The organism is Gordonia sp. ABSL11-1, from assembly GCF_030315685.1.
Classification (GTDB): domain Bacteria; phylum Actinomycetota; class Actinomycetes; order Mycobacteriales; family Mycobacteriaceae; genus Gordonia.
Window position 1 is genome coordinate 24,417 of record NZ_JASXSI010000028.1, and the last position, 25,147, is coordinate 49,563.

A 25,147-nucleotide genomic window follows, 5' to 3' on the forward strand; every position below is an offset into this window, starting at 1 on the left:
GGCCATGTCGCAGATCGCATTCTCGAGCATCCCGACATGGGCCCGCCCCGGGGTCTCGGCCGACGACACCGAGCTGCCGCCACTGTCGGGCCGGTCGTACATCCTGCTCGGCGTCGGGGCCGCGACGGGCGACGGCCTCCGGCGATGGGTGGACGCCCTCCCCGACGAGATCGCCCTGCGGACCCTCACCTTCGACGACGCGGACTCCGCCGCCCAGGCACTGCGCGATGAGCTGTGGCGTGCGCGCGTCGGGGTCCGGCTCGTGATCGTCGCTCCTGCCGGCGCCGCTCTGGCGTTGCGCGGGGTGGCGACCTCCGCCGGGCTCGAGGATGACGAGATCCACGTGACGACGGTCGGCGCAGGGGCCATCGAGATCTTCTGTTCGCACTGCCGCGCAATCACATCCGCAGTCGCCGCGGTCGACGACATCGTCGACTGCGGCGGCTGTGACCGTCATCTGCTCGTCTATCACCACGTCTCGCGTCGAAGCGGCCGCTACCTCGGCTTCATGGTCGACGCCGAGGCGTCGCCTCCGACCGCCGGAGGTTCCCAGTCATGACAGCCACCATTCCCGGTGCACCCGTGGACGAGGCACGAACCCCGAATGTGCGGCGCACGCTCGTCGTCACCGACATCGTCGACGCCGCAACCGGAATCCGCAGTTTCACCTTCGCGGCGCCCGATGGCTCGCTGCTGCCGGGATTCGTGCCGGGCAGTCATCTGATCGTGGGTGCCGGCGATCGCACCAATGCCTACAGTCTGACCAACGACGGTGTCGCACCGACGACCTATCAGATCTCGGTGTTGCGCCTCGCTGACGGCAACGGCGGATCGTGCTGGATGCACGACATGCTGTCGGTGGGAGACCCGGTCGAGGTCGAGCTGCCGCGCAGCGCATTCCCACCGGCCCCGCGGGCGATGAAGCATCTGCTCGTCGCCGGCGGCATCGGGGTGACTCCCATCCTGTCCCATCTGCGGGCGGCACATCGCTGGAACCGAGACGTCCAGCTCCTCTACACCTTCCGGCCCGGCTGCGGCGCGCACGTCGACGACGTCATCGCTCTCGCAGGTCGGCAGGCCGAACTGTTCGTCGACCAGTCCGGGTTCACCGAGCGGCTCGCCGCAACCCTGGCCGATCAGCCGATCGGCACGCACCTGTACATGTGCGGGCCGCCCGGCATGATCGATCATGTCGTCACGACAGCGCAGGATCTGGGATGGCCGGAGTCGCGGATTCATCTCGAGCGGTTCGGGGCGGACGCGCTCGACGCCGGGGAGCCATTCGTCGTGCGCCTCACCGAGTCGGATCTGACGCTCGACGTGCCCTCGGGAACATCGGTTCTGGAAACACTGGAGCACAACGGGATCACGGTGGCCAATCGCTGCCGCCAGGGTGTCTGTGGAGAATGCCGAATCCCCTTGTCCTCGGGCGCCGCCGATCACCGTGACCTGTACTTGACCGACGACGAGAAGTCCGCCGGCGACGCATTCATGCCATGCGTCTCGCGGGCGGCCGCCGGCTGCATCCTGGAGGTACCCCTGTGACCATCACATCGCCGCACACGCCCGATTCGGACACCGTGCCGCTCGAGCCCGAACTCGTCGCCGGCTTCCCGTTTCCCTTCGTCGACGATCATTACCGGTACAGCACCAACGTCGAGCCCGCCCATCAGCCCGTGGCGACCGCCGCCGGGCAGTGGGGCGATCGGGTGATCGACGTCGACAGTGAGTACCGGCATGAGATCACCGAGCGTGCAGCTATTCTCGCCGACGACGACACCCGGCACGCGGTCCTCCCACACATGCGCCCTGCCATCTGGGACGCGATGGTCACGATCATGACCGAACTCGCCACCGCCTACCCCGACCGGTTCACGCTGCAGCGCGATGGAGACGAGTGGCGTTGGGAGAACTCGCCGCTGGGGATCGAGCAGGCCTTCGTCTACGGCGACGACTCGACGCTGCCCACCGATCCGCTCGACTACATCTGCGGTCAGATCCAGGAGGACGTCGTCCTGCTCGATCAGCGTGACGGGCAGTTGTTCGCCGACGCCGGCGTGGTCACGTTCGCGGCGGACTGGAGTTTCGGGTTCGACGTCGGGATGAGCTTTCTCGAGATCCACGGACCCGTTCCCCGGGTGCGCCGCGACGGCGTGATCACCCGCGCACACGAGTTCATCAAACGGCTGCAACCGCATCGACCGTACCGCCGTACCAACTGGACCCTGACGATCGGCCGTCGGCTCGATGTGTCGACCGAGCGGTACCCCGAGTGGGGACCGGATCGTGAGACCATCCAACAGGTCGACGATGAGACCTTCGGGCGCCTCGTCCACCTGCGCGTGGAGGTGCAGCACCTCATCCGGCTCCCGGATTCCGGAGCTGTGATGTTCCTGATCCGCACCTACATGCTGCCGCTCGAAACACTCGCCACCATCGACCCGTGGCGGCTCCGGGCCGCAGAGGTGTTCGACGAACTGCCCGACGACATGGCCGATTACAAGGGCGTCATCAAGTATCGGGGACGCGCCGCGCAGTGGCTCCGCGATGCCGGACCGGCCCACCCGGCCGGGAGTGCCGCTCGTGACGAACGGCCCGGCGAGGGCCTGCCGCTCTGGCCTGCAGTACCCGAGGCCGTCGATGAGTCCGGCGCCTCGTTCCTGGTCGTCGCGATCGGTGGGGAGCCGATGGTGGGGCAGGTGTCCCGCGGCTGGGTCACCGCCGCGGAGTCGATCGGTCCGACGCGGCTCGTCGTCTTGGACTCGCTGTCCTCGCCCGCCGACAAGATCGCCCTGGCCGAGGCTTTGGCGTCCACCACCACCGGTGTGCGCATCCATGTCGTCGGCGGCCAGTACGACGTCATGACCACACTGTCGACTGCCCGGGACCACGGAGCGGTCGCCGCAGAGTTGTCCGCATTCGTCGTGCACACCCGCGACCTCCCGCTGTACTGCGCCCACTGCCGGGACACCTTTCGCGTCGACGGCATGCCCGGGGCCGTCGTCGAGTGCCCGGGATGCGCCCGACGAGTCGAGATCCACACCCATCACTCCGCCACGCGCGGAGGCTTTCTCGCCTCCGCCTCCGACACGGAGGTCGAAGAGTGATGCTGCTGTCCGACACGCCGCGAGCTGTGGGCGAACGATCGGTGACATCACCGGCGGATCAGCAGTCCGCCCATCGGCACCCGGGCCACCAGCACCCGGGCTACAGCACCGGTCGTCGGACGATGCGGGCCGTCGAGGTGACAGCTCTGACGGCGGAGATCAATCACGTCCGGCTGGTGTCCGCCGACGGATCAGCACTGGCGTCGTACCAACCGGGCAGTCACCTGATCGTGGAGGCGGGTGCGCATCGCAACGCCTACTCGCTCGTCGACGACGGCATCCTCCCGTCGAGTTACGGCATCTCGGTGCTCCGGCGCGGAGCGGGCGGCGGCTCGGACTGGCTGCACGACAACCTCGTCGAGGGCGGACTCCTCGATGTCGAAGGGCCACGGTCGATGTTCGCACCGGTCTGGGATCAGCGACACGCCCTGCTGGTGGCCGGCGGGATCGGGATCACTCCGATCCTGTCGCACGCACGATCGCTGGCCCGCCGGGGCGGAACAGCAGACATCGTGTATTCCTACCGGCCGGGTCACGCCGCCCATCTCGACGAGTTGCGTTCCCTTGCCGAGTGTTCTGATCTGACCCTGTTCGAGGTGTCCGGCGCTGATGACACGAGATGGCTGCTCGCCGAACGGTTCGGCGCTCAACCGCTGGGTACCCACGCCTATGCCTGCGGCCCTGCGGGCATGCTCGACACCTACACCGCGGTCGCGGAACTCGCCGGCTGGCCGTCGGCACGCGTGCATCTCGAACGCTTCTCCGCGCCCGAACAAGAACCGGGAGAACCGTTCTCGGTGCGTGTCGCCTCGACAGGTGCGGTGATCGACGTACCTGCCGGGGTGTCGCTGCTGCAGCGGATGCTCGATCACGGGCTCCCGGTTCCGAACCTGTGCAGACAAGGAGTGTGCGGCGAATGCCGCATCGGAATTCGTTCCGGCGACGTCGAACACCGGGACTTCGTGTTGACCGACGAGGAGCGGGCGGCCGGCGACAGCATGCTGTGCTGCGTCTCCCGCGGCGAGAACATCGAGGTGGACTTATGACTATCACCACCGGACGTGTCGGCGCGACCGACCGTGATCCCTCCGATCGCGACGCGACCGCCAGGGTCGACCACCTGGCGAATCTGCCCTGGCCCTTCCCGGATGAGCTCGAGGAGTTCCGTTACAGCGTCAACGTCGAGCCCGCGCGAATTCCCCGCGCGACCCGCGGTGGCGAATGGGGAAGGCATATCGTCGATCTCGGTGGTCGCGAGTACCCGATGATCATGGCCGAGCGCCGGCGCATCCTCGATGCTGACCCGCACCGCGTCAAGGTCCGGCCCGGAATGGAGCTCGCCTGCTGGGACCTGCTGCTCTACTACCTCCGCGACCTCGCACTGAGCAATCCCGGCACCATGCACCTCACCGAGTACGGAGATGCCCGATTCCACTGGCGGAATGATCTTCTCGGCACCGATCAGTACTTCGTGCTGGGTGTGGACGACTCGGTGCCGAATGGTCCGCTCGACTTCCTCGCCCGCGAGGTCCCCGACGATCTGCTCCTGGTGATCGAACGTGATGGACACCTGTACTTCGATGCCGGCGCCGTGACCTTCGCGGCCGCCTGGTCGGTGTCCTTCGATGTCGGTATGGACATGTACGAGATCCACGCCCCGGTACCGGGTCTCACCCGGCAGGGGATCGTGGCCCGGGCCGAACATTTCCTCCGGCGCCTTCCCGCCGATCAGGTGTACCGCCGGGTCAACTGGACACTGTCCGCATCGGACTCGCCGAAACTCGATGTGAGCCTGGAGGAGCTGCCGGAATGGGCCGACGACATCCCGCAGATGCTGCGGGACAGAGACTTCGATCGGGTACACCTGCGCATCGAGCTCGAGCACTTCATCCGGCTCCCGATGTCCGGGGCCGTCACCTTCAACATCCGCACCTTCATGGCCTCCCTCGCGGAGATCCGGCGGATACCGGAATGGGCCGGTCAGCTCGCCACCGTCATCGAGACCCTCAGCGAGCCCATCGCCGCCTACAAAGGCTTTCTCGAGTACCGCGACGACGTCGTGGCACATCTTCGTGGACAGTGACGTCCGCCTCGCTTTTTCTCTCCGATTTGTCTGTCCCACAACATTACCCGAGGATTCTAGAATGGAACCGATACTCGCCGCCAACGCCGACCTGGCGTGGATGCTCGCGGCCTTTGTCTTCGTGCTGCTGATGTTCCCCGGCCTTGCCCTGTATTACGGGGGCATGGTCGGGTCACGCAATGTCCTGAACATGATGACCATGGTGATGGTCACCCTGGGCATCACGAGCGTGCTCTATGTGCTCTACGGCTATGGCCTCGTGTCGGGGCCGTCGCTGAACGATTGGGGCATCATCGGTAATCCGATGGACTACATAGGCCTCGGATCGAACATGGCCGACGACGGCTCGGGCAGCACGCAGGTGCTGTACTTCGCCGCCTGGTTCATCCTCTTCGCGGCGATCACCATCGCCATTGTCGCCAGCGGTGCGGCGGGCCGGATGAAGTTCTCGGCCTGGTTGGTGTTCGCGCCCATCTGGCTGACGCTGGTGTACTTCCCGGTTGCACACTGGGTGTTCGCCGCCGACGGTGACGGTATCAGTGGTGGGTTCCTGCTGAACGACATCGGCATTCACGATTACGCCGGTGGCACGGCCGTCCACATGAACTCCGGTGTGGCGGCCCTGGCCCTCGCCATGGTGCTCGGGGCGCGCCGCAAGAGGATGGAGCGCCCGAACAATGTCCCGATGGCGTTGCTCGGCGGTGGCATCCTCTGGTTCGGCTGGTTCGGATTCAACGGCAGCTGCGCCCTCGGGGCCAGCTTCCTGACCCAGGTCGTCATCCTCAACACCCTGCTTGCCGGGAGCGCCGGCATGATCGGCTTCTGCCTCATCGAGAAGTGGCGCGAGGGTCACGCCACCTCACTCGGCCTGATCACCGGTGCCGTCGCAGGACTCGTCGGAATCACCCCGGCCGCCAACACGATGACGCCGCTCGGTGCGCTGGGCGTCGGCCTGCTCGCGGCCGCCGTCGTCGCGCTTCTGCTCAGTTTCAAGAGCAAGTTCACGGTCGACGACACCCTGGACGCGTTCGCCGTGCACGGCGTCGGCGGCATCGTCGGCACCCTGTGCATCGTGCTGTTCGCCTCGGAGTCGGCTCCCGCCGGAGTGCAGGGCATCCTGTTCGGCGGTGACATCGGCATCCTGTGGAGGGAGCTCGCGGGCATCGTCATCACCTGCACCTACTCCTTCGTCGTGACCTGGCTGATCGCCAAGGGCCTCGACAAGGTGATGACCCTGCGTGTCGACGAGGAGACCGAGATGAACGGCCTCGACTCGACCGTTCATGCGGAGACCGCTTACGAGATCCCGGCAGCCGGTGTGGGACATGCACCGGGTCTGGTCGCGACCGTTCCGCCGAAGGTCGGTCCGGCGAATGCGGGAGCGGCGGAGCCGGTGCCGGCATCCACCTGATCCGCGTCCATCGCAGCCACGTCGGCGGGGACGACATCCAGCGGGGGTTCACCGGTCACGGTGGGCCCTCGCCCGCGTCTGCCGAACTCAACGCCCGAAACAGCGGCACCACACAGACGCCGACGATCTCGGCGATCCCCGCGTCATCGAGCGACCGCCGTAACAGTGTCTCGTTCCGCAACAGGTCCATGGGCAGTGCGAGTGCGCGTGTCGGGATCGGGGATGGACCGAGTTCGCCTCTCGCACGGGCGTGTTCGACGATCGGGCCGACCACATCGGCCGACCGTCGGAAGATGACCTCCCGCATAGCCTGGGCAGTCGTCTCGTCGGCACCGGAGAGGATGCCGAGGATCATGCCGCGGCCACGGTGCATGAAGAGCTCGTTGCCGTCGCGCAGCAGCTGCGTGAGGTCGTCGACGAGCGAGCCGGTGTCGGGGGTGTGCAGCGGGGAGGAGTCAGCGCCGACCATCGAGGCGAACACCATCGAGGCTTTGGTCGGCCACCGCCGGTACAAGACGGCCTTACTGGTCTCCGCGGCTGCGGCCACACCCTCGAAGGTCAGCTGGGCGTAGCCGTGTGCCATCAGTTCGCTCTGCACGGCGGCGTGGATCGCGGCCTCGAGATCGGCGCCCCGGCGTCGTGTCGCCACCCTCACTCCTCGTAAGAAACGTTGCGTTTCCTAGAACGATAGCCTACCGTTTTAGGAAACGTACCGTTTCTTAAGGACTTGACATGGCAATGCTGTCCCCGGCAGGCGGAACCGCCGCCCGTCCGAATCCACGCACCGTCATCGGACTCGTCGTGGGTGTCGCCGCGCTGCTGGCTGCGATGGTCACCGCGTTCGCGCTCCCCGCGGCCAACTCCGGACCGCACGACGTCCCGATCGGGGTGGTCGCGCCGGCGGCGCAGGCCGATCGTCTGAGTCAACAGCTCGACGGCTTCGATGTCACCCGCTACGACAGTTCCGAGGCCGCACGCGAGGCGATCGAGCACCGCGACATCTACGGGTCGCTGATCGTCGAGGGCCGAAACGTCGACGCGATGGTCGCTTCGGCGGCGAGTCCCACTGTGGCCACGGCCATCTCGGCGATCGGAAGTCGCGTGTCGCAGACTGCCGGTGGGACGTCGCAGACCGTCGACATCCGATCATTCCCACCAGACGATCCCAAGGGCGCCGGGCTCGCCGCCGGTGCATTGCCGCTCGCGCTGGGTGGCTGGATCAGCGCGATGGTCATCATGCTGCTGATCCATACCCCGGGTGCCCGGGTGCTCACCGCTCTCGGCGTCTCGGTGGTGGGCGGATTGGTCCTCGTGGCCACCCTGACCTACGTCATCGGCACGTTTGACGGCAACTACTGGGTGACCAGTCTTGCCGCGATGCTGGGTATCGCCGCAACGTGTTTCGCGGTTCTGGGATTACGTGAGCTCCTCGGCGGGGCCGGATTGGGTATCGCAGCGATCCTGTTGATCTTCCTCGGGAACCCGTTGTCGGGGTTGGCGAGTGCACCTGAGATGATCCCCACGCCCTGGGGCCGCATCGGTCAGCTCCTGCCACCCGGTGCCACCGGCACCATGCTGCGAGACGTCGCATTCTTCAACGGAAACGGGGCCCTTCACGCGATCGTGGTGCTGGTGTGCTGGCTGGTCGGCGGCCTCGCGTTGTACGTGCTGGGCGTCTGGCGGAACCGGCGTTCCCACGAGGTCGACGAGGACGAGATCCACATCGGACGGCATGCGGTCGACGACGGTGTCGTGACCTCGTAGCCTTCGATGCCTGCGTGGATCCGTGGATCACTGTGCGGGTGACCATGTGGGGTAGCCGACGTGGACGCATCCCTTCAACAGCCGGCGGTCGTAAGCGAGCACACCGGTGAGTTGCTCGCCGATGTGGGCGGCCGATGCGAGGTGGATGGCGTCCAGTGAACGCAGGGTCGATGGACCGATAGTCTCGGCGCGCGTAATGACGGCCTCGGTGATGGGGATGATGTCGATGCCGTCGAGCACTTTGCTCGCGCGATCCACCAGTCCGCTGCTTCCGTCGCGAACTGCGGTGCGCATCAGTTCGACTCGTGTCAACGCGCTGGTCACGAGGTTCTCATCGGCATGCTGCCGTAGCCAGGCGATGAGTGCAGATGTCTCGGCCTCGGACACGACGAGTTTGACGATGGCAGAGGTGTCCGCGTAGATCATCGTTCGTCGCGCACGCGGTCGAGCTCCGACGTCAGGTCTCCGACGGGCAGGTCCTCGACCGCGATCATGTGGAGAGAGCCGGGGCTCCGCGCGGGCGTGAGAACACCGGTCCTGATCAAGGCCTCGCGTCCGGAGGTCTCGGTAGAGACCGGCACGAGTCGTGCCACCGTCTTGCCGCGATTGGTGATCGAGATCTCTTCGCCCGCTTCGACCTGCGCGAGGTAGCGAGAGGCATGCTGGCGAAGCTCGCGGACACCGATGGTCGTCATGGAGGCGAGCGTAGCACACGATGTGCTACTCTTGCTCGTGTGGCTCAGTGGCTGAGCCTCATCGCATCTCGCCTGCCCCCTCATACGGATTCAGGCTCAGCAGGAGATCGCCCTCGGCGAATCGCGAGTACCGGAAGTCATGCGGATCGACGTTCTTCAGTGTCGTCGAACCGCTGAGCAGGAGGTCGGCGACGAGTTTGCCGACGGCGGGGGAGATCTTGAATCCGTGACCGGAGAAACCGGTCGCCAGGAACAGGCCGTCGACCGGTGACGGCCCGATGATCGGGTTGTAGTCGGGGGTGACGTCGTAGGCGCCGACGTAGCTGCTCGTGATGCGCGGGTCGGGCATGTCCGGCAGGCGATGACCCATCTTCATGATGATCTTGTCGATGGTGCTCTCATCGGCGCGGTTGATGTAGTTGTCGGGGTCGATGTACTGCGGCACAGCATGATCGGAGTTGCCCACCAGCAGTTCGCCGTTGGGCTCGCGGCACACGTACGAGAGTCCGGCCAGATCGGACAGGACGGGAACCACCGGGGTCGGCTCGCCCTGGTCGATCAGTACGAGCTGCGCCCGCTGGGCCCGGACGTCCACGGGCACGCCGACGGGTTCGGTCAGCGCGGGTGTCCACGGACCTGCCGCGACGATCACGGTCTCCGCATGGATGGTGCTGCCGTCGGCGAGTTCGGCACCGATGACCCGATCGTCGTCGCCCTGCAGGAGCTTCGTGACAGTGGTCGACTGGCGGACCTTCACGCCGAGCTTGCGGGCGGCGGCGGCGAAGGCCATGCCCGCCATGTAGGCCTCACCGCGACCACCGAGTGGTTCGTAGGCGAACGCGGCGAAGTCATCGAGGTGCAGACCGGGCCAGAGCTCAGTCATCTTGTCGTGGCCGATCAGCGAGACGTCGATGCCGAGGCCTTGCATCAGCTCGACGTTGGCGTTCAACGGGGCCACGTTGTTCTCGCCGACGCCGACGACATAGCCACACTGCTGGAACGCCATGTCGTCGCCGAAGAGTTCGGTCGCGCGGGTGAAGACGTCGACGCCGTACCACGACATCGCGGCGAGCGACGGATTGCCATAGTGGCAGCGCACGACGCCGCTGGACTTTCCGGTCATGCCGGAGCACAGAGTGTCGCGTTCGACGACGAGGACGTCGGTCTCGCCCTGATCGGCGAGCGACCAGGCGATCGCGAGTCCTTCGAGTCCGCCGCCGACGATGAGAAAGCGGGTGGTGGTGGAGGTCATGTCGGGTTCACTTTCGGTGGATGAGGATGGGAGAGGTTTTGCGGAGCAGCGTCAGTTGACGTCGCCCGGCTGGGTGAGCAGTTCGGCGAGCACGGCGGCGAGAGCATCGCCACCGGCATCTGCATCGGGGTCCTCGACGTACTCGTCGGGGGAGTGCGAGATGCCCGTCGGGTTGCGCACGAACAGCATCGCGGTGGGGATCTCCTCCTTGAGCACGCCGGCGTCGTGGCCGGCGCCGGTGGGAAGGATGGGTGCGTCGGGCAGGATCGTGGAGAGTCGGCCGCGCAGACCGGGATGGAAGTCCACGCGTGGACTCATCGACGCCTCGGTGAGGATCATCGCGCAGTTCTCGGCGGCGGCATGTTCCCTTGCGGCGGCGGCGATGTCGGCGACCAGTGCGGCGACCACGGCGTCGTCGGAGTGGCGGACATCGAGCCAGACGTCGACGCGGGAGGCGATCACATTGCTGCCACCCGGCACGGGGTCGAGTTTTCCGACGGTCGCGCGCGCGCCGTCGACCATCCTGCCGAGGCGCCGGACATCGAGGACTGTGGCGGCCGCGGCCAGCATCGGGTCCCGGCGGTCGTCCATCAGGGTGGTGCCCGCGTGATTCCCCTGGCCGCTGAACGACAGACGCCACCGTCCGTGCCCGAGGATCGACGAGCCGATCGCGATGGCACGGCCCTGGTCGATCAGTCCGCGTCCCTGCTCGACGTGGAGTTCGACGAAACATCCGATCTGTGAGAGTCGTTCGTCGTCGCGACCGATGGCGCGCGGGTCCAGACCGTTGCGGGATGCGAGGTCGGCGAAGGTGGTGCCGTCGGCGTCGACGAGCGCGGCGGCCCGTTCCGGCGTGACAGCCCCGGTCATCAATTGCGAGCCGAGGCAGGCCAATCCGTATCGGGAGCCCTCCTCCTCGGGGAAGACCGCGAGAGCGAGCGGCCGGTCCGGGCGGATGCCGCCCGCCTGGAGTGAATCGATGGCGGCGAGCGCGGAGGCGACGCCGAGCGGGCCGTCGAAGGCTCCGCCGCCGGGGACCGAGTCGAGATGGCTTCCGGTGACCACGGCGTCGGCGAGTGGCAATCCTGCGGGATTCCACCAGGCCCAGATGATCCCGTTGCGGTCGGTCTCGATCTCGAGCGAGCGCTGCGCGGCGGCCGCCGTGAACCACTCGCGCAGTTCGAGTTCAGCGGTCGAATAGACGGGGCGGCTGTAACCACCTCGGGCGCTGTCGGTTCCGATCTCGGCGATCTCGGCGAGCAGGCCGCTCACCGAGGTGGTGCGGGTGAGTGATTCGGTCACGGCAAGCTCTCCTCTGTAGACGGGTGGATGTGGGCGACGGCGACGGTCGCGGCTCCGGTGACGTCGCGCGGCGAACCTTCGAGAAGCAGGCTGTCCCAGCGCCGTAATTCCTTGCCGTCGATCTCGAGGGAACCGGCGAGCACGGTCAACACGGCGTCGTCGTCGGGGCCGATCGTGTGAGCGCCGCGCAGATTGCGCAGCGTGAGGGTGCCGTCGCAGGTCTCGCGGCGGGCCATCAGGTTGAGCAATCGCGTGGGGCGTCGAGCCGGGGTGGCGCGGACGTCGTCCTCGCCGTCGAAGCCGATGCGGTCGAGCAACGCGAGGGTGTGGGTCGTCCCGTTGACGGTGAGGTCGACCGGGTCGTCACCGACGACTACCGCAGTCCGCCGCATCCCCGGGAACAGCGAGAACGCGCAGTCGGTCTCGATGTCCGCGAGGCTCAGCGTCCAGTCCGGGTGGTCGGTGCTGCGCGAGGCGATTGTTCCCGAGGCGATGCGCCGGGTGACACCCGCACCGTTGCGCCACGGCGTCGGCGGGAGCGTCGACGCGCGAACGACCGGTCCGGTCGGTGGAGCCATCGGGTGGTCGAGGGGAATGTGATCGATCGTCATGAGAGTGATCCGTCCGCGGTGATGTCGGTGGATCTTCAGTAGACGACGCAGATTGTGAAAACTCCAATATGTATTTGACTGTGATTATTCTGCTTTTGAGAATAGTCATCATGGAGCTCCGTCACCTGCGCTATTTCCGCGTCCTCGCCGACGAACTGCACTTCGGACGGGCGGCCGCCCGCCTGCACATCTCTCAGCCTCCGCTCACCGCGCACATCAAGGATCTGGAACGTGAAGTCGGTGCACGCTTGTTCGACCGCACCACCCGACGCGTAGCGCTGACCGGCGCCGGGGAGGTGTTCGCCGAACGGGTGGGTGAGTTGCTCGAACGACTCGATGATGCGGTAGTCGAGGCGCGCGACCACGCGGAGGGTCGTCGCGGGCGCATCCGGGTGGGTTTCGTCAGCTCGGCCAGCGGCACAGTGCTGCCTCCCGGGCTGCGGATCTTCCGGGAAATCCATCCGCACGTGCGCGTCGACCTGTCGCCGCTGACGACCCGCGAACAACTCGATGCGCTCGCGGCGGGATCACTCGACGTCGGGCTGATCCGATCCGGGGGCGCAGAGCCCGGTCTCGGGGTGGAACCGTTGTTCTCCGAGCCGATGGTCGCCGTCCTCCCGGTCGAGCACCCGCTGGCTCCACGCGACAACCTCCGGGTCGATGACCTGGTCGACGAACGACTGATCCTTTTCCCGAATGATCTGATGCCCGCCTACGTCGCGCAGATCTGGGCGATGTTCGCCGCGATCGGCGCCGAACCCCTCGTCGTCCAGGAGGCGATCCACCACGAGACCGTGGCCGGGTTGGTATCCGCCGGGGTGGGCATTTCCATCCTCCCGGCCTCGGTGTCGCGATTCCGGCCGACCGATGTCGTCATCCGTCCCATCGACGGCGCGCCGACGACGGCGCTGCTGATCGCGCGTCCCGAGGAGTCGTCGAATCCCGCCGTTGACGGGTTCGTCGAATGTCTGCGGGCCGCGCAGCGAGTGGATGGGTGAGGGGCCGGGTAGTCCCGTCAAACGGCATCTGTGGCACATGTCGGGATGCCCGCCATGTGAATGCGCACATCGTGCGCGATCGACACACAGGACTCACGACGTCGTAACAGGGTGGAAATAATCGGGATGTCTACTCGTTGTAGACAAAGTTTCCTAGCAGCAGACATACTGATCTCGACACCCTCACCGACGGAGAACCACCATGACCGACCGCAACGAACTCGCCGACCTGTGTGCGGCCTCGGGGACGAAGTTCATCCTGGCCCTGTTCGTCGACCTCCGCGGCAAGCCCTGCGCCAAGCTCGTGCCCGTCGAGGCCGTCGACGAATTGGCGACCGACGGAGTCGGTTTCGCCGGCTACGCGGTGGGTGCCATCGGCCAGGAGCCGAAGGACCCCGACCTCATTGCCATCCCCGACATCGCGTCCTTCACACCGATCCCGTTCATCAAGGAGGGGCTGGCCGTCGTCCACTGCGATCCCCACGTCGAGGGCAAGCCGTGGCCGTTCGCGCCGCGCAACATCCTCAAGTCGCTCGTCGCGCAGGCCGCCGACGCCGGCTTCGAGCCGTGGGTCGGCGCCGAGGTGGAGTACTTCCTGCTCAAGCGCGCTGCCGACGGGTCACTCGTGACCGCCGACGATGCCGACGATTCGAATCAGCCCTGCTACGACGTTCGCGGCCTGACCCGCATGTACGACCATCTCACCGCGGTCTCCACGGCGATGAACCAGCTCGGGTGGAGTAACTACGCGAACGACCACGAGGACGGCAACGGTCAGTTCGAACAGAACTTCAAATATGCCGAGGCCCTCACCACCGCCGATCGCGTCATCACGCTGCGTTACCTGCTCTCGACGATGGCGGCCGAGCGCGGCATGGTCGCCACGTTCATGCCCAAGCCGTTCGCCGAGCGCACCGGCTCCGGTCTGCACTTCCATCTGTCACTGACCTCCGGCGGTACCCCCGTGTTCCCCGACGCCGCAGATGAGGATGAGCGTGGTCTCGGATTGTCGCCGACCGCATACGGATTCGTCGGCGGCATCCTCGAACATTCGTGTGCCCTGCAGGCTGTGATGGCCCCGACGGTCAACTCCTACAAGCGAACCGGCGCCACCGCGACACGTTCTGGCGCTTCGTGGGCTCCTCGACGTCCCACCTACGGCGGCAACGACCGGACTCATTTCGTGCGGGTGCCCGATGAGCAGCGCGTCGAACTCCGTGGCGGAGATGGTTCCGCCAACCCGTATCTGGCGATCGCGGCCGCGCTCGGCGCCGGGCTCGACGGCGTGAAGCGCAGTCTCGACCCGGGCGTGATCGGTGGATGTCCCGAGCACATCGAGTCGCTACCGCTCACGCTGCTCCACGCGGTGGAGGCGCTCGACGCGGATCCGGTCATCTCCGGCGTCCTGAACGCCGCAGTGCCCGAGGCCGGGTCCGGCGATGCCGGACTCGTCTCCGACTACTTCTCTCGACTCAAGCGCGAAGAGTTCTTCGCGTGGCACTCCGCGGTCTCCCCCTGGGAGATCGAGAACTACCTGACCGCCTTCTAACCCGCCTGATCAGACAGCCGCTACTCTCAGACAGACAAGGACTACAGACGACATGTGCGGAATCGTCGGGTTGCACCTGCGCAACCCTGAACTCCATCCTCGCCTCGGTGAGCTTCTCGGCCAGATGCTGGGCGAGATGCAGGACCGAGGCGCCGATTCGGCCGGCATCGCCATCTACGGCGATCCGACCTGGTCACCTGCCGGGCAGGGTTGCGTGTCGCTGCTCGAAACCGGCATCGGTGCAGATGAACTGGACGCCGCGACCATCGCCGTCGGCACAGCACTGGGAAGCGAGGTCACGGGTCGGCTCGTCGACGCCACACTCGTGCTCAGCGCCGAGGTCGACTCGGAGACCCTGCTCGCGACGGCCACCACGGTGTACCCGGAGGCGCTCGTAGCCGGCTTCGGCGCCGACATGACGGTCCTCAAGGGCGTCGGTGCGCCGCGTGATCTGGTGCGGGCGTGGGGATTGTCGAACGCGAGCGGCTGGCAGGGTGTCGGACACACCCGTATGGCCACCGAGTCTGCCGTCACCCCATCGGGCGCACACCCGTTCGCCGTCGGACCCGAGCAGTGCCTGGTGCACAACGGCTCGTTCTCCAATCACGCGACGATCCGCCGCGAACTGCGCGCCGAGGGCGTGTCGTTCGACAGCGAGAACGACACGGAGGTGGGAGCGCGCTTCGTCGCGCACCAGCTCGCGCAGGGTAAGGATGTCGAGACCGCGCTGAAAGAGGTGTGCGCCACCTTCGACGGTTTCTACACCCTGCTGGTGTCGAATCACGATTCGTTCGCGGTGGTTCGTGACGCCATCGCCTGCAAGCCGGCGGTCATCGCCGAGACCGACGACTGGGTCGCCATGGCCAGCGAGTACCGCGCACTGGCCCACCTGCCCGGCGTCGCCGAAGCCCGAATCTGGGAACCCGAGCCGGAGGTGGTCTACGCATGGACACGCTGAACCCCAACCACACGTTCGACCTCGCCACCACGTCTCTGCGAGACGTCAACGGGGCCTTGCACAGTGACGACGTGTCCGGCGAGATCGTGATCGACAACCCGTCCGGTGCGCACAGCGTCGCCGCCGGGGTCAACGCGCCGGTCAAGATCACCGTCAACGGACATGTCGGCTACTACGCCGCGGGGATGAACCAGCAGGCCGAGATCACCATCAACGGCAACGCGGGAACGGGTGTCGCCGAGAACATGATGAGCGGCACCGTCGTCGTCAAGGGCAACGCCTCACAGTCGGCAGGCGCGACCGCGCATGGTGGTCTCCTGGTCGTCGAAGGCGACGCAGCGGCGCGCTGTGGGATCTCGATGAAGGGTGTCGACATCGTCGTCGGCGGCGACGTCGGCCACAACAGCGCATTCATGGCGCAGGCCGGTCGTCTCGTCATCCGTGGCAATGCCGGTGACGGTCTGGGCGATTCGATCTACGAGACACGGATCTACGTGCGCGGTGACGTCGGCTCCCTCGGTGCCGACTGCATCGCGAAGCCGATGCGTGCCGAGCACCTCGACGAACTGGCCGGCCTGCTCAAGGCCGCCGGGTTCAAGGACGACGACCCGACGGACTACACGCGATACGGGTCGGCCCGCGAGCTCTACCACTTCCACGTCGACAACACGTCTGCCTACTGAGGACCTCGGAGAACACCATGACCGACAATCTGTCCGTCGAACACCGCGGGCTCCGCGAGTCCGCCACCTTCGACCGCACCACCATCGCCGCCATCCAGCGGGCCGCCGACACCGGGATCTACGACATCCGCGGCTGGGGAGCCAAGCGCAAGTTGCCGCATTTCGACGATCTGCTCTTCCTGGGCGCCTCGATGTCGCGGTATCCATTGGAGGGATACCGCGAGCGGTGCGACACCGACGTCGTGCTCGGCGCGCGGAATGCCAAGTTCCCCTTGCACCTCGACACCCCGGTCACCATTGCCGGGATGAGCTTCGGCGCGTTGTCGGCGGGCGCCAAGGAGGCGTTGGGTCGCGGCGCGTCGGAGGTGGGGACGTCGACGACCACCGGTGACGGCGGGATGACCCCGGAGGAGCGTGGTCAGTCGAAGAACCTGGTCTACCAGTATCTTCCGTCGCGTTACGGGATGAATCCCGACGACCTGCGTCGCGCGGACGCGATCGAGATCGTGCTGGGACAGGGGGCCAAACCCGGCGGCGGTGGAATGCTGCTGGGCCAGAAGATCTCCGAGCGTGTCGCGTCGATGCGCACTCTGCCGGAGGGGATCGATCAGCGCAGCGCCTGCCGGCATCCCGACTGGACCGGGCCCGACGATCTCGCGATCAAGATCAACGAACTGCGTGAGATCACCGACTGGGAGAAGCCCATCTACGTCAAGGTCGGGGCGACCCGCACCTACTACGACGTGAAGCTGGCGGTGCACTCGGGCGCCGACGTCGTCGTCGTCGACGGCATGCAGGGCGGCACCGCTGCGACCCAGGACGTGTTCATCGAACATGTCGGCATCCCGACGCTCGCTGCGATCCCGCAGGCGGTGCAGGCCCTGCAGGAGTTGGGAGTTCACCGACGCGGGGCGAGCGGAGCGGCGGGGGATTCTGGAGTCCAGCTCATCGTGTCGGGTGGCATCCGTAACGGTGCCGACGTCGCCAAGGCCATGGCCCTCGGTGCCGACGCCGTCGCGATCGGTACCGCCGCGCTGATCGCCCTGGGCGACAATGATCCACGATACGCAGCCGAGTACGAGGAACTGGGTTCGGCGGCGGGCTTCTACGACGACTTCCACGAGGGTCGGGACCCCGCGGGTATCACCACACAGGACCCGGAGCTCTCTGCGCGGTTCGATCCGGTCGAGGGCGGCAGTCGGCTTGCGAACTTCCTGCGTGTGATGACGATGGAGGCCCAGACCATCGCGCGTGCCTGCGGCAAGGCGCATCTGCAGCACCTCGAGCCGGAGGACCTCGTGGCGATCACCATCGAGGCGTCGGCGATGGCCCGCGTACCGCTGGCCGGCACGAGTTGGATTCCAGGGCAGGGGTTCTGATCGGTTGGTGAGGGTCGTCCGGCAAGCTCTTCCGGGGCGCATTCCCGGGTGGAGGGACGGAATGCGACGATGTGCCGGGTCAGCCTCATCTATCCACACGAGGGTGTGCATTCGCGCGTCACACGCTATGGACGCCGGCACTCCCATGATCGGTGCCGACGCTACGGACGGCCGACGCCGGCAGTCGGCGCGATCGACGATGTGGTGACCGCGCTGCACTACGCCGCGCGGTGTTGTTCCGCCAAGGATTTCGTGATCCTGTGCGATTCGGCGATGAATCACGGGAAGCTCACAGAAGCGCAGCTGAGGACCGAATTCCGGCATTCCCCGCACTCGATACGTCGGCTGATCGACAAGTGCGACAAGTTGGCCGGATCCGGCACCGAGACCGCGGCGCGGCTCAGGCTGCGCGCGGCCGGGGTGACCGTCGAGGTCCAGCATCATGTCCCCGCTGTCGGGCACATCGATCTGCTCGTCGGGGAGCGTCTCGCGGTCGAACTCGACAGCCGCGACCATCACACGGGTGTGACGAACTACGAATCCGACCGTCGGCGGGATCGGTTGTTGGTCGCGGATGGCTACATCCCGCTCCGCCTTACCTATGGTCAGGTCTTTCGGCACTGGGAGGCCACCTACGCCGACATCCAGCGGATCATGCGGCAGCGGATCCATCGCCGTCGGGCGGGCTGATCGCGGACGTCGTATCTGATGAGTGCCGGCAAGATCGTGGCGCTGGGAAATGCTCCTGGGAAACGCTCCCTGGGAAGCCGCTCTTCAGCTGCGGCCCCCGGGAATGCGCCCCGGAGATGCACCTCCTGCAGCGAGCCCGTCGACACAGGGTCGATGCCTCCGCTGAGTCGGGCGCATTTCCGGGGTGCATTTCCCCGGGAGCGGCTTGGCGACTGTTCCAGGAACCCAGGAACCCAGGAACCCAGGAACTCAGGAACCCAGGAACCCGACCGCACATCGGCTGGTCCGCGAACTCGAGACCTGGGGAGCGCTGACCCGCCGCCCCGACAACACCTTCGTCGTCGGACGCCGGATGTGGGACCTCGGGCTGCTCGCCCCGATCCGGTCCGGCATCCGGGAGGTCGCCGCCCGGGGTGGTCCCGACGCCCGGCCGCAATCGGCCGTGGCCCGTCGTCGCGGCTCAGGTGGCGGCCCAGGGTGTCGGACGCGTGCTGCAGGACGTTGCTAGTCCGTCGGATCGTCCAGCGCCGTCAGGAACTCGTCGATCCGGGGCCAGGTGTTGGCTGCCGCGTCGGTGCCGGCGATGAGACCGAGATGACTGCTCTCGACCGTGGTGAAATGCACCTGCGGGGAGTCGGCGAACAACTCGACGCCATGCCGGGCCCCGGCCCAGCTGACGATCGCGTCGCGATGGCTGCCGAACAGCTGGATCGGCACCGCGATGGACGTCAGATCGACTGTCCGGTCGCCGAAATCGAGCACGCCGCGGGCGATCTCGTCACGGTAGACGAGGTTGACCCACATCTGCTCGGCGAGCTTGCCCGGATATCCGGGCATCGTGTCCTGGAACCAGTCGATGACCTGCATCCGTGCCAGCGCCTCGGTGTTGTCGGCGTTGCGCATGATGTAGCCGGGCTTCTTGATCTCCCGCTGCCACGCGGTCGCCCGGTAGGCGACCCGGACCAGTGGTGCCGGGATGCCGCCGAGCGCCTTGAGGCCGTAGCGCACCGGACTGGCCCCGATCGGTCGGACGACCTGCTTGACCAGCGGATAGGGCGGTATCAGCGAGTAGTTGAGCGGGGTCGCCACCGCGGTGATCGACCGTACCGGCAGTTCGGGGTGTGCGCCGGCGGTGAGGAACGAGACCGTCCCGCCGAGACTCCAGGCGACGAGATCGACCCGCGTGCCGGCGATCCCGTAGTCGTCCACGACGTTCTCGATCGCCTCGGGAACGATGTCGTCGAAGAAGTCCTCGAACCCGAGATGCCGGTCGGCGTAACCCATCTCGCCGAAGTCGATCACATAGGGGACGCGCCCGGTCGACAGCAGAAACGCGACGACGGACATGTCCGGCGACAGGTCATAGCAGCGGGCAGGGACGGCAAGCGGCGGCACGAGGAGAACAGGAGCGCGACCTGCGGCCCGAGCGGCCACGAGGTCGTCGTAGGAGCCGTGGCGACGGAGGTGCCGATGCGGGTCGTCGGCGATGAGCGTATGCGGCGTCGGCTGATCCTCGGCCACGCGCTCACCCCGGGTCAACCGGTACAGCGTACGGACTCCGTCGAGCATGCGTGTCTCCCCCTCGAATGATCTCGACGGGCGATCCTACGGGATCGGTGCGCCGGGCGATCGGCCCGCGTTCGGGTGCCCCGGTGACCCCTCAGGTGCCGAGGGAAGCGAAGATCGCGTTGGCGTATGCGGCCGACCGCTCCGACCCGATGATGCCCGGCGCCATCTTGTTCATCACGTAGGAGATGGTCATCTTCTGCAGGGGGAACATGATGGTCATCGACCCGCCCCAGCCACCCCAGAAGCAGATCCGCTCGTCGGGCAGGTAGGGCAGGGTCGCCGGTTCGGGCAGGCCGAAGCCGATGCCCCAGCGCAGCGGGACGCCGAGCACGAGGTCGACGCCCCGCACCTGTTCGTCGAAGATCTGGTCGATGGTCTTGTCCGACAACAGGTTCACTCCGTCGACGGTGCCGCCTCGGGAGATCACCGACAACGTGCGGGCAAGGGCGCGGGCGTTGGTGTGCCCGTTGAGCGCGCCGAGATCCGCGCGGCGCCATTCGATGGTGTTCGCCGCCGCAGCACTCGCGGCCGGGCCGGTGAATGTCTTGACCATGGGTGAGTCGGGGGAGACCGTGCTGAGATCGAGGTCCAGCGGTGGTGGCGGGATGATCTCGGCGATCCGGTCATCGTCCTCGGGACCGGCGCCGATCTGGAGGTCGGTGCCGAGCGGCCCGGCGATCTCGTCGGCGACGAACTGTTTGAGATGTTCGCCGGTGACCCGCCGGACGATCTCGCCGAGCAGGTGTCCCTGGTTCTGCGCGTGATAGCCGGACGCGGTCCCCGGCTCCCACCACGGCGCCTGGCGGGCCAGGTGTTCCACCGACGAGTCCCAGTCGTACATGTCGGGGACGGTGAACGGCTGATCCCACCCGGAGACGCCGGAGGTGTGCGCCATGATGTGGCGGACCTCGATGTCCGCCTTGCCGTTCTGGGCGAACTCGGGCCAGTACGTCGCCACCGGAGCATGCAGGTCGACGAGGCCTCGTTCGACGAGCACGAGCACCGCGAGGGCGGTGATCTCCTTCGTCGTCGACCACACGTTGACGATGGTGTCGCGTTCCCATGGCAGCGTGCGGGCCGCGTCGCGGTGGCCGCCCCAGATGTCGACGACGACCTCGCCGTCGATGTCCACCGCGATGGCGGCGCCGAGTTCCTCACCGGATGCGAGCTGCTCTGCCAGTGCGTCACGGACACTGTCGAATCGCGGGTCGGTGTCGCCGCGGACCTCGGGCATCTCGGTCATGGGATCACTCCTCGTCGGGCGATGTCGCCTCGCCGTCTGGGCTGACGGTAGATCACCGTGCGCGTCGCCGGTTGTGGTTTGCGTCGGAAAGCGGACGCAGACCACAACCGGTCACGATCAGCGAGTGTCCCTCAGCGTCGGCCCGTCACCTCTGGTCGCGGAGCTCGCGTCGGAGGATCTTGCCGGTGACGGTCTTCGGGAGCTCGCCGACGATCTCCACCTCGCGCGGGTACTTGTAGGCGGCCATCTGCTCCTTGCAGAACGCGATGAGTTCCTCCGGCTCGACGGCTGCTCCGTCCTGCAGGGACACGTATGCCTTGACCGACTCGCCCCGGTAGTCGTCCGGCACGCCGACGACGGCGGCCTCCCGCACGGCGTCGTGGGTGTACAGCACGTCCTCGACCTCGCGCGGCCACACCTTGTATCCGGACGCGTTGATCATGTCCTTCTTGCGGTCCACGACGTAGAACCAGCCGTCGGGATCCATGAAGCCGACATCACCGGTCCTCAGTTCGCCGCCGGGGAGCGACTCGGCCGTCTTGTCGGGCTTGTTCCAGTACCCGCGCACGACCTGTGGCCCGGACGTCGCGAACTCGCCGATCTCGCCGACTCCGACGTCGTCGCCGTCCTCTCCGACGACCCGCACGATCGTGTTGAACACCGGAACCCCGACCGACAGCGCGCCCGATGTGGGGTCGACCGGCGCCCGGACACCCAGTGGCACCCCGTGCGACGGCGACGACGTCTCGGTCAGCCCGTAGATGTTGTGGATGTAGGCGCCGAACACCTTCTCCAGGCGATCCGCCATGGCCGGTGCGATCGGCGCACCGCCCGAATACAGCACGCGCAGACTCTCGAAGTCGGCCGGCGTTGCGCCCGGTGCGGCCGACAGCGCGTTGAACGCCGTGATCGCCGCGACGGTGAACACCGGCCGGCGTTCGCGGATCGCGTCGAGAGTGACGTCGGGCGCGAACCGGTGGGTCAGGGTGAGCGGCGCGCGCACCAGCATCGACGTCATCACATGACCCACGAGACCGGTGATGTGGAACAGCGGCGCGACACCCAGCACGCCTTCACCGGGTTTCAGCCCGGTCCAGTCCCGGTACGTCTGTGCGTTGAACGCCAGATTCCCGTGGGTGTTCATCGCGCCCTTGGGTTCTCCGGTCGTGCCCGAGGTGTAGGTGAGCACGGCGATGTCGTCGGCGGTCGGCGACGGAGTCGGCGGCGGCGTGCCGTCGAACCGGTCGATCGTCTCGACGAGGTCGAGAGTGCCGGCGGAGCGTCGTCGTTGCGCACCGGCGAACAGCCGCGGATCGTCGCGGGTCTGGAAATCCAGCGGTGACGTCGTGACGACCGTCCGCACCGCCGTCGTCCCGGTCCCGATCACCGGCTCGGCGACGTCGACGTACAGATCGTCGAGTGTCAGCAATGCCGTCGCGCCCGAGTCGGTCAGCATGTAGGTGAGCTCACGCTGCTTGTTCATCGGGTTGATCGCGACCGCGATGCCGCCCGCCTTCCACGCCGCGACGATCCCGATCACGAACGCCGGATTGTTCTGGACATAGACCGCCAGCCGATCACCGCTGCCGAAACCCTCGGCCACCAGCCTGGCGGCCAACGCGTCCGCGGCCGAGTTCACCTCCTCGAACGTCAGCGTCGCATCGAAGTAGTGCAGGAAGGCGGAGTCCGGCTCCGCCGCGACCGCCGCATCGAAGACGGCGAGGGCGGTGGGGTGTTCGACCTCGATGTCGGCCGGGCTGCCCGCCGGATAGCGGGCGAGCCACGGCCGGTCCGCGTAGGTCACTTGATCACCACCGGGTTCACCGGCGCGCCGGTGGCGCGATGGATCTTCAATGGCGCTGCGACGTAGAAGAATTCGTACACACCGTCGGCAGCGCAGTCCTCGGCGAGCTTCTCCAGGTCGCAGATCTCGGTGAAGGCGATGCCCAGGTTGCGCATCAGGGCGTTGTGCAGCACGAGAGCGACACCCGAGTGTGGATCGGTGGTGACCTCGTTCGCGATCGTGTCGGTGACCAGATTCGGGATCTCCTTGTCCTGGAACCAGTTCACCAGTTCGGGCGAATACACCAGGCCGGGTTCGCAGAAGTCGCCGTAGAACGCCGACTCGTCCTCGAAGAACAAATCGAGATGGTTGGTGCGAATCAGCAGGATGTCGCGTGGCTTGATCTCGATTCCCTGTGCGGCGGCGCACTTCTCGAGATCGGTGTGGTCGAAGGTCCGCCGGGCCTCGAGATGGGCGACGCCGAGATGTCGGGCCATGTCCAGAAGCACGGCACGGCCGGCGACACCGCGCTGGGCGATGGGCTCGACGCTGGCCTTCTCCAGTCCGCCCACGGTGGTGCGGGCGTCGTAACCGTTGTAGATCTGCCCGTCGTACCAGACGTGACCCAGGGCGTCGTACTGCGTCGATCCCTGGAGGAACGCATTGATCTTGTCGTCGGCGTAATGCAGACCGCCGGGGAAGGCCGGTCCGTCGCCACCCTCGTCCCAGTTCGACTCGTCCAAGATCATCTCGCGCGTGGCCGGACTGCGCCCCGGCCACACCGGGTCGCCGTTGGGATCACCGATGAGTCGCTGCAGGGTGAACAGTTCGCCCTTCTTGATCAGTCCGACACCGGCGAGCACCTGCCCGGCGGTCAGATAGTTGAGGCTGCCGACCTCGTCGTCGGCGCCCCACTTGCCCCAGTTCGACGGGGATCCGGCAAGGAGTTCGGTGAGATCGGGTGCGGTGGTCATGGGCGCCTCTCCAGTGAGTCGTTTCGCGGACTGAACGGTTCGAGCGAACGTTCGGAATGTTCAGTGAGACGAGGATCACAGGTATCGGGGCGCACGTCAAGGGCTTCGCCGAAATCGAAAATGGCTGTCGGGCAAACGCTTTCCGGTTCAGCCCGGCTGAACTCGCATGAGCGCCCCGGCGTGGTCGGCGTACTCGCGGGCGACATCGGCCGGGGCCAGCGGCCCGGAGGGTGAGAACCAGTACGGCAGCGCCATGCACATCGTCGCCACGACGCGGGTCGCGCTGCGGGGATCCGGGGTGGCGAACGTGCCGTCGGCGGCGGCGCCGAGGGCTGCGTCGTCGAGGCGTCGTTGCAGGCGCCGCCGTGCCGCGATGATGTCGCCACGCGTGGGCTCTTCGAGGCTACGCATCTCGGTGGCGGTGATGAACGCGAGGTCTCGGCGGACAGCGTGGCACAGCGCCAGCGCCTCGACCATGAGGGCGAACCTCTCCGCCGGGGTGTCGCCGTCGGCCTCCGCGGCGACGACCCGCCATTCGATGTCCTCCATGGTGCGGGTCATCAGTGTGGCGAGGAGGTGCTGCTTACTGCGGTGATAGTGGTAGATCCCGGCGACGCTGCTGTCGGCGGCGGTGGCGACCAGCCGCATCGTCGCTCCGTGATAGCCCAGGTCGGTGAACACCTCGACCGCCGCACGCAGAGCCGGGTCGAGGTCGAGATCGGTGAAATGACGCCAGTCGCCGGCGGCGGGCACCGGGTCCACCGGGGCGGCTGGCTGCGGTTGCGGGCTCAGCAGGGATGCCGGGGTGACACCGAGATGTTCCGCGATCTCCTGCAGCCGGTCGATGGTGAGCGCGACCTTGCCGTTCTCGATCGCACTCATCGTCCCGACACTGACTCCGATCCCCGCAGCCAGCCCGCGCAAGGTCAGTCCGGCTCGGACGCGGGCTTGGCGGACCGCGGGACCGGTCGGGGAGGGTTCGGCCATACTGAACACGGTAGCGCCGCGTCCCCTCGGTCGTAGACTGCAGCCGACAACGGCTGCAGATACGGGAGCGCGCAGTGATTCGAGTGCGGCGCGGTGAGGAACCGGTCGG

At 66.9% G+C, this 25,147-nt stretch carries 24 protein-coding genes; 13 read left to right on the forward strand and 11 right to left on the reverse strand.

Annotation, left to right across the window (positions count from 1 at the left end):
- The first annotated feature begins 4 nt into the window (after window positions 1–4).
- The 6 genes from QSJ19_RS23055 to QSJ19_RS23080 all read left to right on the forward strand — a co-directional run bounded on the left by QSJ19_RS23055 (window position 5) and on the right by QSJ19_RS23080 (window position 6,601).
- Window positions 5–559 (forward strand): dimethylamine monooxygenase subunit DmmA family protein, encoded by a 555-nt coding sequence (locus QSJ19_RS23055; protein ID WP_286323342.1) that lies wholly within the window; start codon window positions 5–7, stop codon window positions 557–559.
- A complete protein-coding gene (locus tag QSJ19_RS23060; protein WP_286323344.1) occupies window positions 556–1,545 on the forward strand; it encodes a PDR/VanB family oxidoreductase in 990 nt (329 codons plus the stop codon). Before QSJ19_RS23055 ends, QSJ19_RS23060 begins: the two co-directional genes overlap by 4 nt.
- Window positions 1,542–3,107: a heme-dependent oxidative N-demethylase family protein gene (locus QSJ19_RS23065; RefSeq protein WP_286323345.1), complete on the forward strand. Its 1,566-nt coding sequence runs from the start codon at window positions 1,542–1,544 to the stop codon at window positions 3,105–3,107. Before QSJ19_RS23060 ends, QSJ19_RS23065 begins: the two co-directional genes overlap by 4 nt.
- Before the next feature lie 122 nt (window positions 3,108–3,229).
- Window positions 3,230–4,153, forward strand: coding sequence for a PDR/VanB family oxidoreductase (locus tag QSJ19_RS23070; protein WP_286323388.1), 924 nt, complete (start codon window positions 3,230–3,232; stop codon window positions 4,151–4,153).
- Window positions 4,150–5,190, forward strand: a complete 1,041-nt coding sequence (locus QSJ19_RS23075; RefSeq protein WP_286323346.1) for a heme-dependent oxidative N-demethylase family protein — start codon at window positions 4,150–4,152, stop codon at window positions 5,188–5,190. The genes QSJ19_RS23070 and QSJ19_RS23075 overlap by 4 nt, the downstream gene beginning before the upstream one ends.
- A gap of 61 nt (window positions 5,191–5,251) precedes the next feature.
- Window positions 5,252–6,601: an ammonium transporter gene (locus QSJ19_RS23080; RefSeq protein WP_286323347.1), complete on the forward strand. Its 1,350-nt coding sequence runs from the start codon at window positions 5,252–5,254 to the stop codon at window positions 6,599–6,601.
- Between the two features lie 55 nt (window positions 6,602–6,656).
- Here QSJ19_RS23080 and QSJ19_RS23085 read toward each other — a convergent pair whose 3' ends face one another.
- Entirely contained in the window at window positions 6,657–7,250 is a 594-nt protein-coding gene (locus QSJ19_RS23085; RefSeq protein ID WP_286323348.1) for a TetR/AcrR family transcriptional regulator, read from the reverse strand.
- Window positions 7,251–7,333: 83 nt separating this feature from the next.
- Here QSJ19_RS23085 and QSJ19_RS23090 point away from each other — a divergent pair, with 83 nt between their 5' ends.
- Window positions 7,334–8,365, forward strand: coding sequence for a hypothetical protein (locus tag QSJ19_RS23090; RefSeq protein ID WP_286323349.1), 1,032 nt, complete (start codon window positions 7,334–7,336; stop codon window positions 8,363–8,365).
- 27 nt (window positions 8,366–8,392) lie between these two features.
- On the opposite strand, the gene QSJ19_RS23095 is transcribed toward QSJ19_RS23090, so the two are convergent.
- From QSJ19_RS23095 to QSJ19_RS23115, 5 genes are read right to left on the reverse strand one after another with little or no spacing between them, the layout of a single operon-like run.
- A complete protein-coding gene (locus QSJ19_RS23095) occupies window positions 8,393–8,791 on the reverse strand; it encodes a type II toxin-antitoxin system VapC family toxin (RefSeq protein ID WP_286323350.1) in 399 nt (132 codons plus the stop codon).
- A complete protein-coding gene (locus QSJ19_RS23100) occupies window positions 8,788–9,060 on the reverse strand; it encodes a type II toxin-antitoxin system Phd/YefM family antitoxin (protein WP_286323351.1) in 273 nt (90 codons plus the stop codon). Before QSJ19_RS23100 ends, QSJ19_RS23095 begins: the two co-directional genes overlap by 4 nt.
- A 58-nt stretch (window positions 9,061–9,118) precedes the next feature.
- On the reverse strand, window positions 9,119–10,312 hold the full coding sequence (locus QSJ19_RS23105) for an NAD(P)/FAD-dependent oxidoreductase (RefSeq protein WP_286323352.1): 1,194 nt from the start codon (window positions 10,310–10,312) through the stop codon (window positions 9,119–9,121).
- A 51-nt stretch (window positions 10,313–10,363) separates the two neighbouring features.
- Entirely contained in the window at window positions 10,364–11,614 is a 1,251-nt protein-coding gene (locus QSJ19_RS23110) for an allantoate amidohydrolase (RefSeq protein WP_286323353.1), read from the reverse strand.
- Window positions 11,611–12,225 (reverse strand): HutD/Ves family protein, encoded by a 615-nt coding sequence (locus QSJ19_RS23115; protein ID WP_286323354.1) that lies wholly within the window; start codon window positions 12,223–12,225, stop codon window positions 11,611–11,613. The genes QSJ19_RS23110 and QSJ19_RS23115 overlap by 4 nt, the downstream gene beginning before the upstream one ends.
- 110 nt (window positions 12,226–12,335) lie before the next feature.
- Between QSJ19_RS23115 and QSJ19_RS23120 the strand changes: the two genes are divergently transcribed.
- From QSJ19_RS23120 to QSJ19_RS23145, 6 genes are all read left to right on the forward strand, one after another.
- Window positions 12,336–13,223: a LysR substrate-binding domain-containing protein gene (locus QSJ19_RS23120; RefSeq protein WP_286323355.1), complete on the forward strand. Its 888-nt coding sequence runs from the start codon at window positions 12,336–12,338 to the stop codon at window positions 13,221–13,223.
- A 202-nt stretch (window positions 13,224–13,425) separates the two neighbouring features.
- Window positions 13,426–14,772, forward strand: coding sequence for a type III glutamate--ammonia ligase (gene glnT, locus QSJ19_RS23125; RefSeq protein WP_286323356.1), 1,347 nt, complete (start codon window positions 13,426–13,428; stop codon window positions 14,770–14,772).
- Window positions 14,773–14,824: 52 nt separating this feature from the next.
- Window positions 14,825–15,730 carry a class II glutamine amidotransferase domain-containing protein gene (locus QSJ19_RS23130; protein ID WP_286323357.1) on the forward strand — a complete coding sequence of 302 codons (906 nt, stop codon included), beginning with the start codon at window positions 14,825–14,827 and terminating at the stop codon, window positions 15,728–15,730.
- Window positions 15,718–16,413: a GltB/FmdC/FwdC-like GXGXG domain-containing protein gene (locus QSJ19_RS23135; RefSeq protein WP_286323358.1), complete on the forward strand. Its 696-nt coding sequence runs from the start codon at window positions 15,718–15,720 to the stop codon at window positions 16,411–16,413. Before QSJ19_RS23130 ends, QSJ19_RS23135 begins: the two co-directional genes overlap by 13 nt.
- Before the next feature lie 17 nt (window positions 16,414–16,430).
- The gene (locus QSJ19_RS23140; RefSeq protein ID WP_286323359.1) at window positions 16,431–17,792 is read left to right on the forward strand and encodes an FMN-binding glutamate synthase family protein; all 1,362 of its coding nucleotides are present in this window, start codon (window positions 16,431–16,433) and stop codon (window positions 17,790–17,792) included.
- Window positions 17,793–17,840: 48 nt separating this feature from the next.
- Window positions 17,841–18,482 carry an endonuclease domain-containing protein gene (locus tag QSJ19_RS23145; protein ID WP_286323360.1) on the forward strand — a complete coding sequence of 214 codons (642 nt, stop codon included), beginning with the start codon at window positions 17,841–17,843 and terminating at the stop codon, window positions 18,480–18,482.
- A 504-nt stretch (window positions 18,483–18,986) separates the two neighbouring features.
- On the opposite strand, the gene QSJ19_RS23150 is transcribed toward QSJ19_RS23145, so the two are convergent.
- From QSJ19_RS23150 to QSJ19_RS23170, 5 genes are all read right to left on the reverse strand, one after another.
- Window positions 18,987–20,051: an alpha/beta fold hydrolase gene (locus QSJ19_RS23150; RefSeq protein ID WP_286323361.1), complete on the reverse strand. Its 1,065-nt coding sequence runs from the start codon at window positions 20,049–20,051 to the stop codon at window positions 18,987–18,989.
- Window positions 20,052–20,142: 91 nt separating this feature from the next.
- Window positions 20,143–21,285, reverse strand: coding sequence for a serine hydrolase domain-containing protein (locus QSJ19_RS23155; RefSeq protein ID WP_502876329.1), 1,143 nt, complete (start codon window positions 21,283–21,285; stop codon window positions 20,143–20,145).
- A 154-nt stretch (window positions 21,286–21,439) separates the two neighbouring features.
- Window positions 21,440–23,098 carry a class I adenylate-forming enzyme family protein gene (locus tag QSJ19_RS23160; protein WP_286323363.1) on the reverse strand — a complete coding sequence of 553 codons (1,659 nt, stop codon included), beginning with the start codon at window positions 23,096–23,098 and terminating at the stop codon, window positions 21,440–21,442.
- Window positions 23,095–24,051 (reverse strand): cyclase family protein, encoded by a 957-nt coding sequence (locus QSJ19_RS23165; protein WP_286323364.1) that lies wholly within the window; start codon window positions 24,049–24,051, stop codon window positions 23,095–23,097. The genes QSJ19_RS23160 and QSJ19_RS23165 overlap by 4 nt, the downstream gene beginning before the upstream one ends.
- A gap of 147 nt (window positions 24,052–24,198) precedes the next feature.
- Entirely contained in the window at window positions 24,199–25,038 is an 840-nt protein-coding gene (locus QSJ19_RS23170; protein ID WP_286323365.1) for a TetR-type transcription factor C-terminal domain-containing protein, read from the reverse strand.
- Between the last annotated feature and the right edge of the window lie 109 nt (window positions 25,039–25,147).

What these genes read in the sequence shown, in the direction of transcription:
- QSJ19_RS23170 (WP_286323365.1), bottom strand. Translation starts at nt 25,038, where the DNA reads ATGGCCGAACCCTCCCCGACCGGTCCCGCGGTCCGCCAAGCCCGCGTC.
- QSJ19_RS23095 (WP_286323350.1), bottom strand. Translation starts at nt 8,791, where the DNA reads ATGATCTACGCGGACACCTCTGCCATCGTCAAACTCGTCGTGTCCGAG.
- QSJ19_RS23105 (WP_286323352.1), bottom strand. Translation starts at nt 10,312, where the DNA reads ATGACCTCCACCACCACCCGCTTTCTCATCGTCGGCGGCGGACTCGAA.
- QSJ19_RS23130 (WP_286323357.1), top strand. Translation starts at nt 14,825, where the DNA reads ATGTGCGGAATCGTCGGGTTGCACCTGCGCAACCCTGAACTCCATCCT.
- QSJ19_RS23060 (WP_286323344.1), top strand. Translation starts at nt 556, where the DNA reads ATGACAGCCACCATTCCCGGTGCACCCGTGGACGAGGCACGAACCCCG.
- QSJ19_RS23070 (WP_286323388.1), top strand. Translation starts at nt 3,230, where the DNA reads ATGCGGGCCGTCGAGGTGACAGCTCTGACGGCGGAGATCAATCACGTC.
- QSJ19_RS23165 (WP_286323364.1), bottom strand. Translation starts at nt 24,051, where the DNA reads ATGACCACCGCACCCGATCTCACCGAACTCCTTGCCGGATCCCCGTCG.
- QSJ19_RS23090 (WP_286323349.1), top strand. Translation starts at nt 7,334, where the DNA reads ATGGCAATGCTGTCCCCGGCAGGCGGAACCGCCGCCCGTCCGAATCCA.
- glnT (WP_286323356.1), top strand. Translation starts at nt 13,426, where the DNA reads ATGACCGACCGCAACGAACTCGCCGACCTGTGTGCGGCCTCGGGGACG.
- QSJ19_RS23115 (WP_286323354.1), bottom strand. Translation starts at nt 12,225, where the DNA reads ATGACGATCGATCACATTCCCCTCGACCACCCGATGGCTCCACCGACC.
- QSJ19_RS23080 (WP_286323347.1), top strand. Translation starts at nt 5,252, where the DNA reads ATGGAACCGATACTCGCCGCCAACGCCGACCTGGCGTGGATGCTCGCG.
- QSJ19_RS23155 (WP_502876329.1), bottom strand. Translation starts at nt 21,285, where the DNA reads ATGCCCGAGGTCCGCGGCGACACCGACCCGCGATTCGACAGTGTCCGT.
- QSJ19_RS23100 (WP_286323351.1), bottom strand. Translation starts at nt 9,060, where the DNA reads ATGACGACCATCGGTGTCCGCGAGCTTCGCCAGCATGCCTCTCGCTAC.
- QSJ19_RS23075 (WP_286323346.1), top strand. Translation starts at nt 4,150, where the DNA reads ATGACTATCACCACCGGACGTGTCGGCGCGACCGACCGTGATCCCTCC.
- QSJ19_RS23150 (WP_286323361.1), bottom strand. Translation starts at nt 20,051, where the DNA reads ATGCTCGACGGAGTCCGTACGCTGTACCGGTTGACCCGGGGTGAGCGC.
- QSJ19_RS23135 (WP_286323358.1), top strand. Translation starts at nt 15,718, where the DNA reads ATGGACACGCTGAACCCCAACCACACGTTCGACCTCGCCACCACGTCT.
- QSJ19_RS23140 (WP_286323359.1), top strand. Translation starts at nt 16,431, where the DNA reads ATGACCGACAATCTGTCCGTCGAACACCGCGGGCTCCGCGAGTCCGCC.
- QSJ19_RS23120 (WP_286323355.1), top strand. Translation starts at nt 12,336, where the DNA reads ATGGAGCTCCGTCACCTGCGCTATTTCCGCGTCCTCGCCGACGAACTG.
- QSJ19_RS23055 (WP_286323342.1), top strand. Translation starts at nt 5, where the DNA reads ATGTCGCAGATCGCATTCTCGAGCATCCCGACATGGGCCCGCCCCGGG.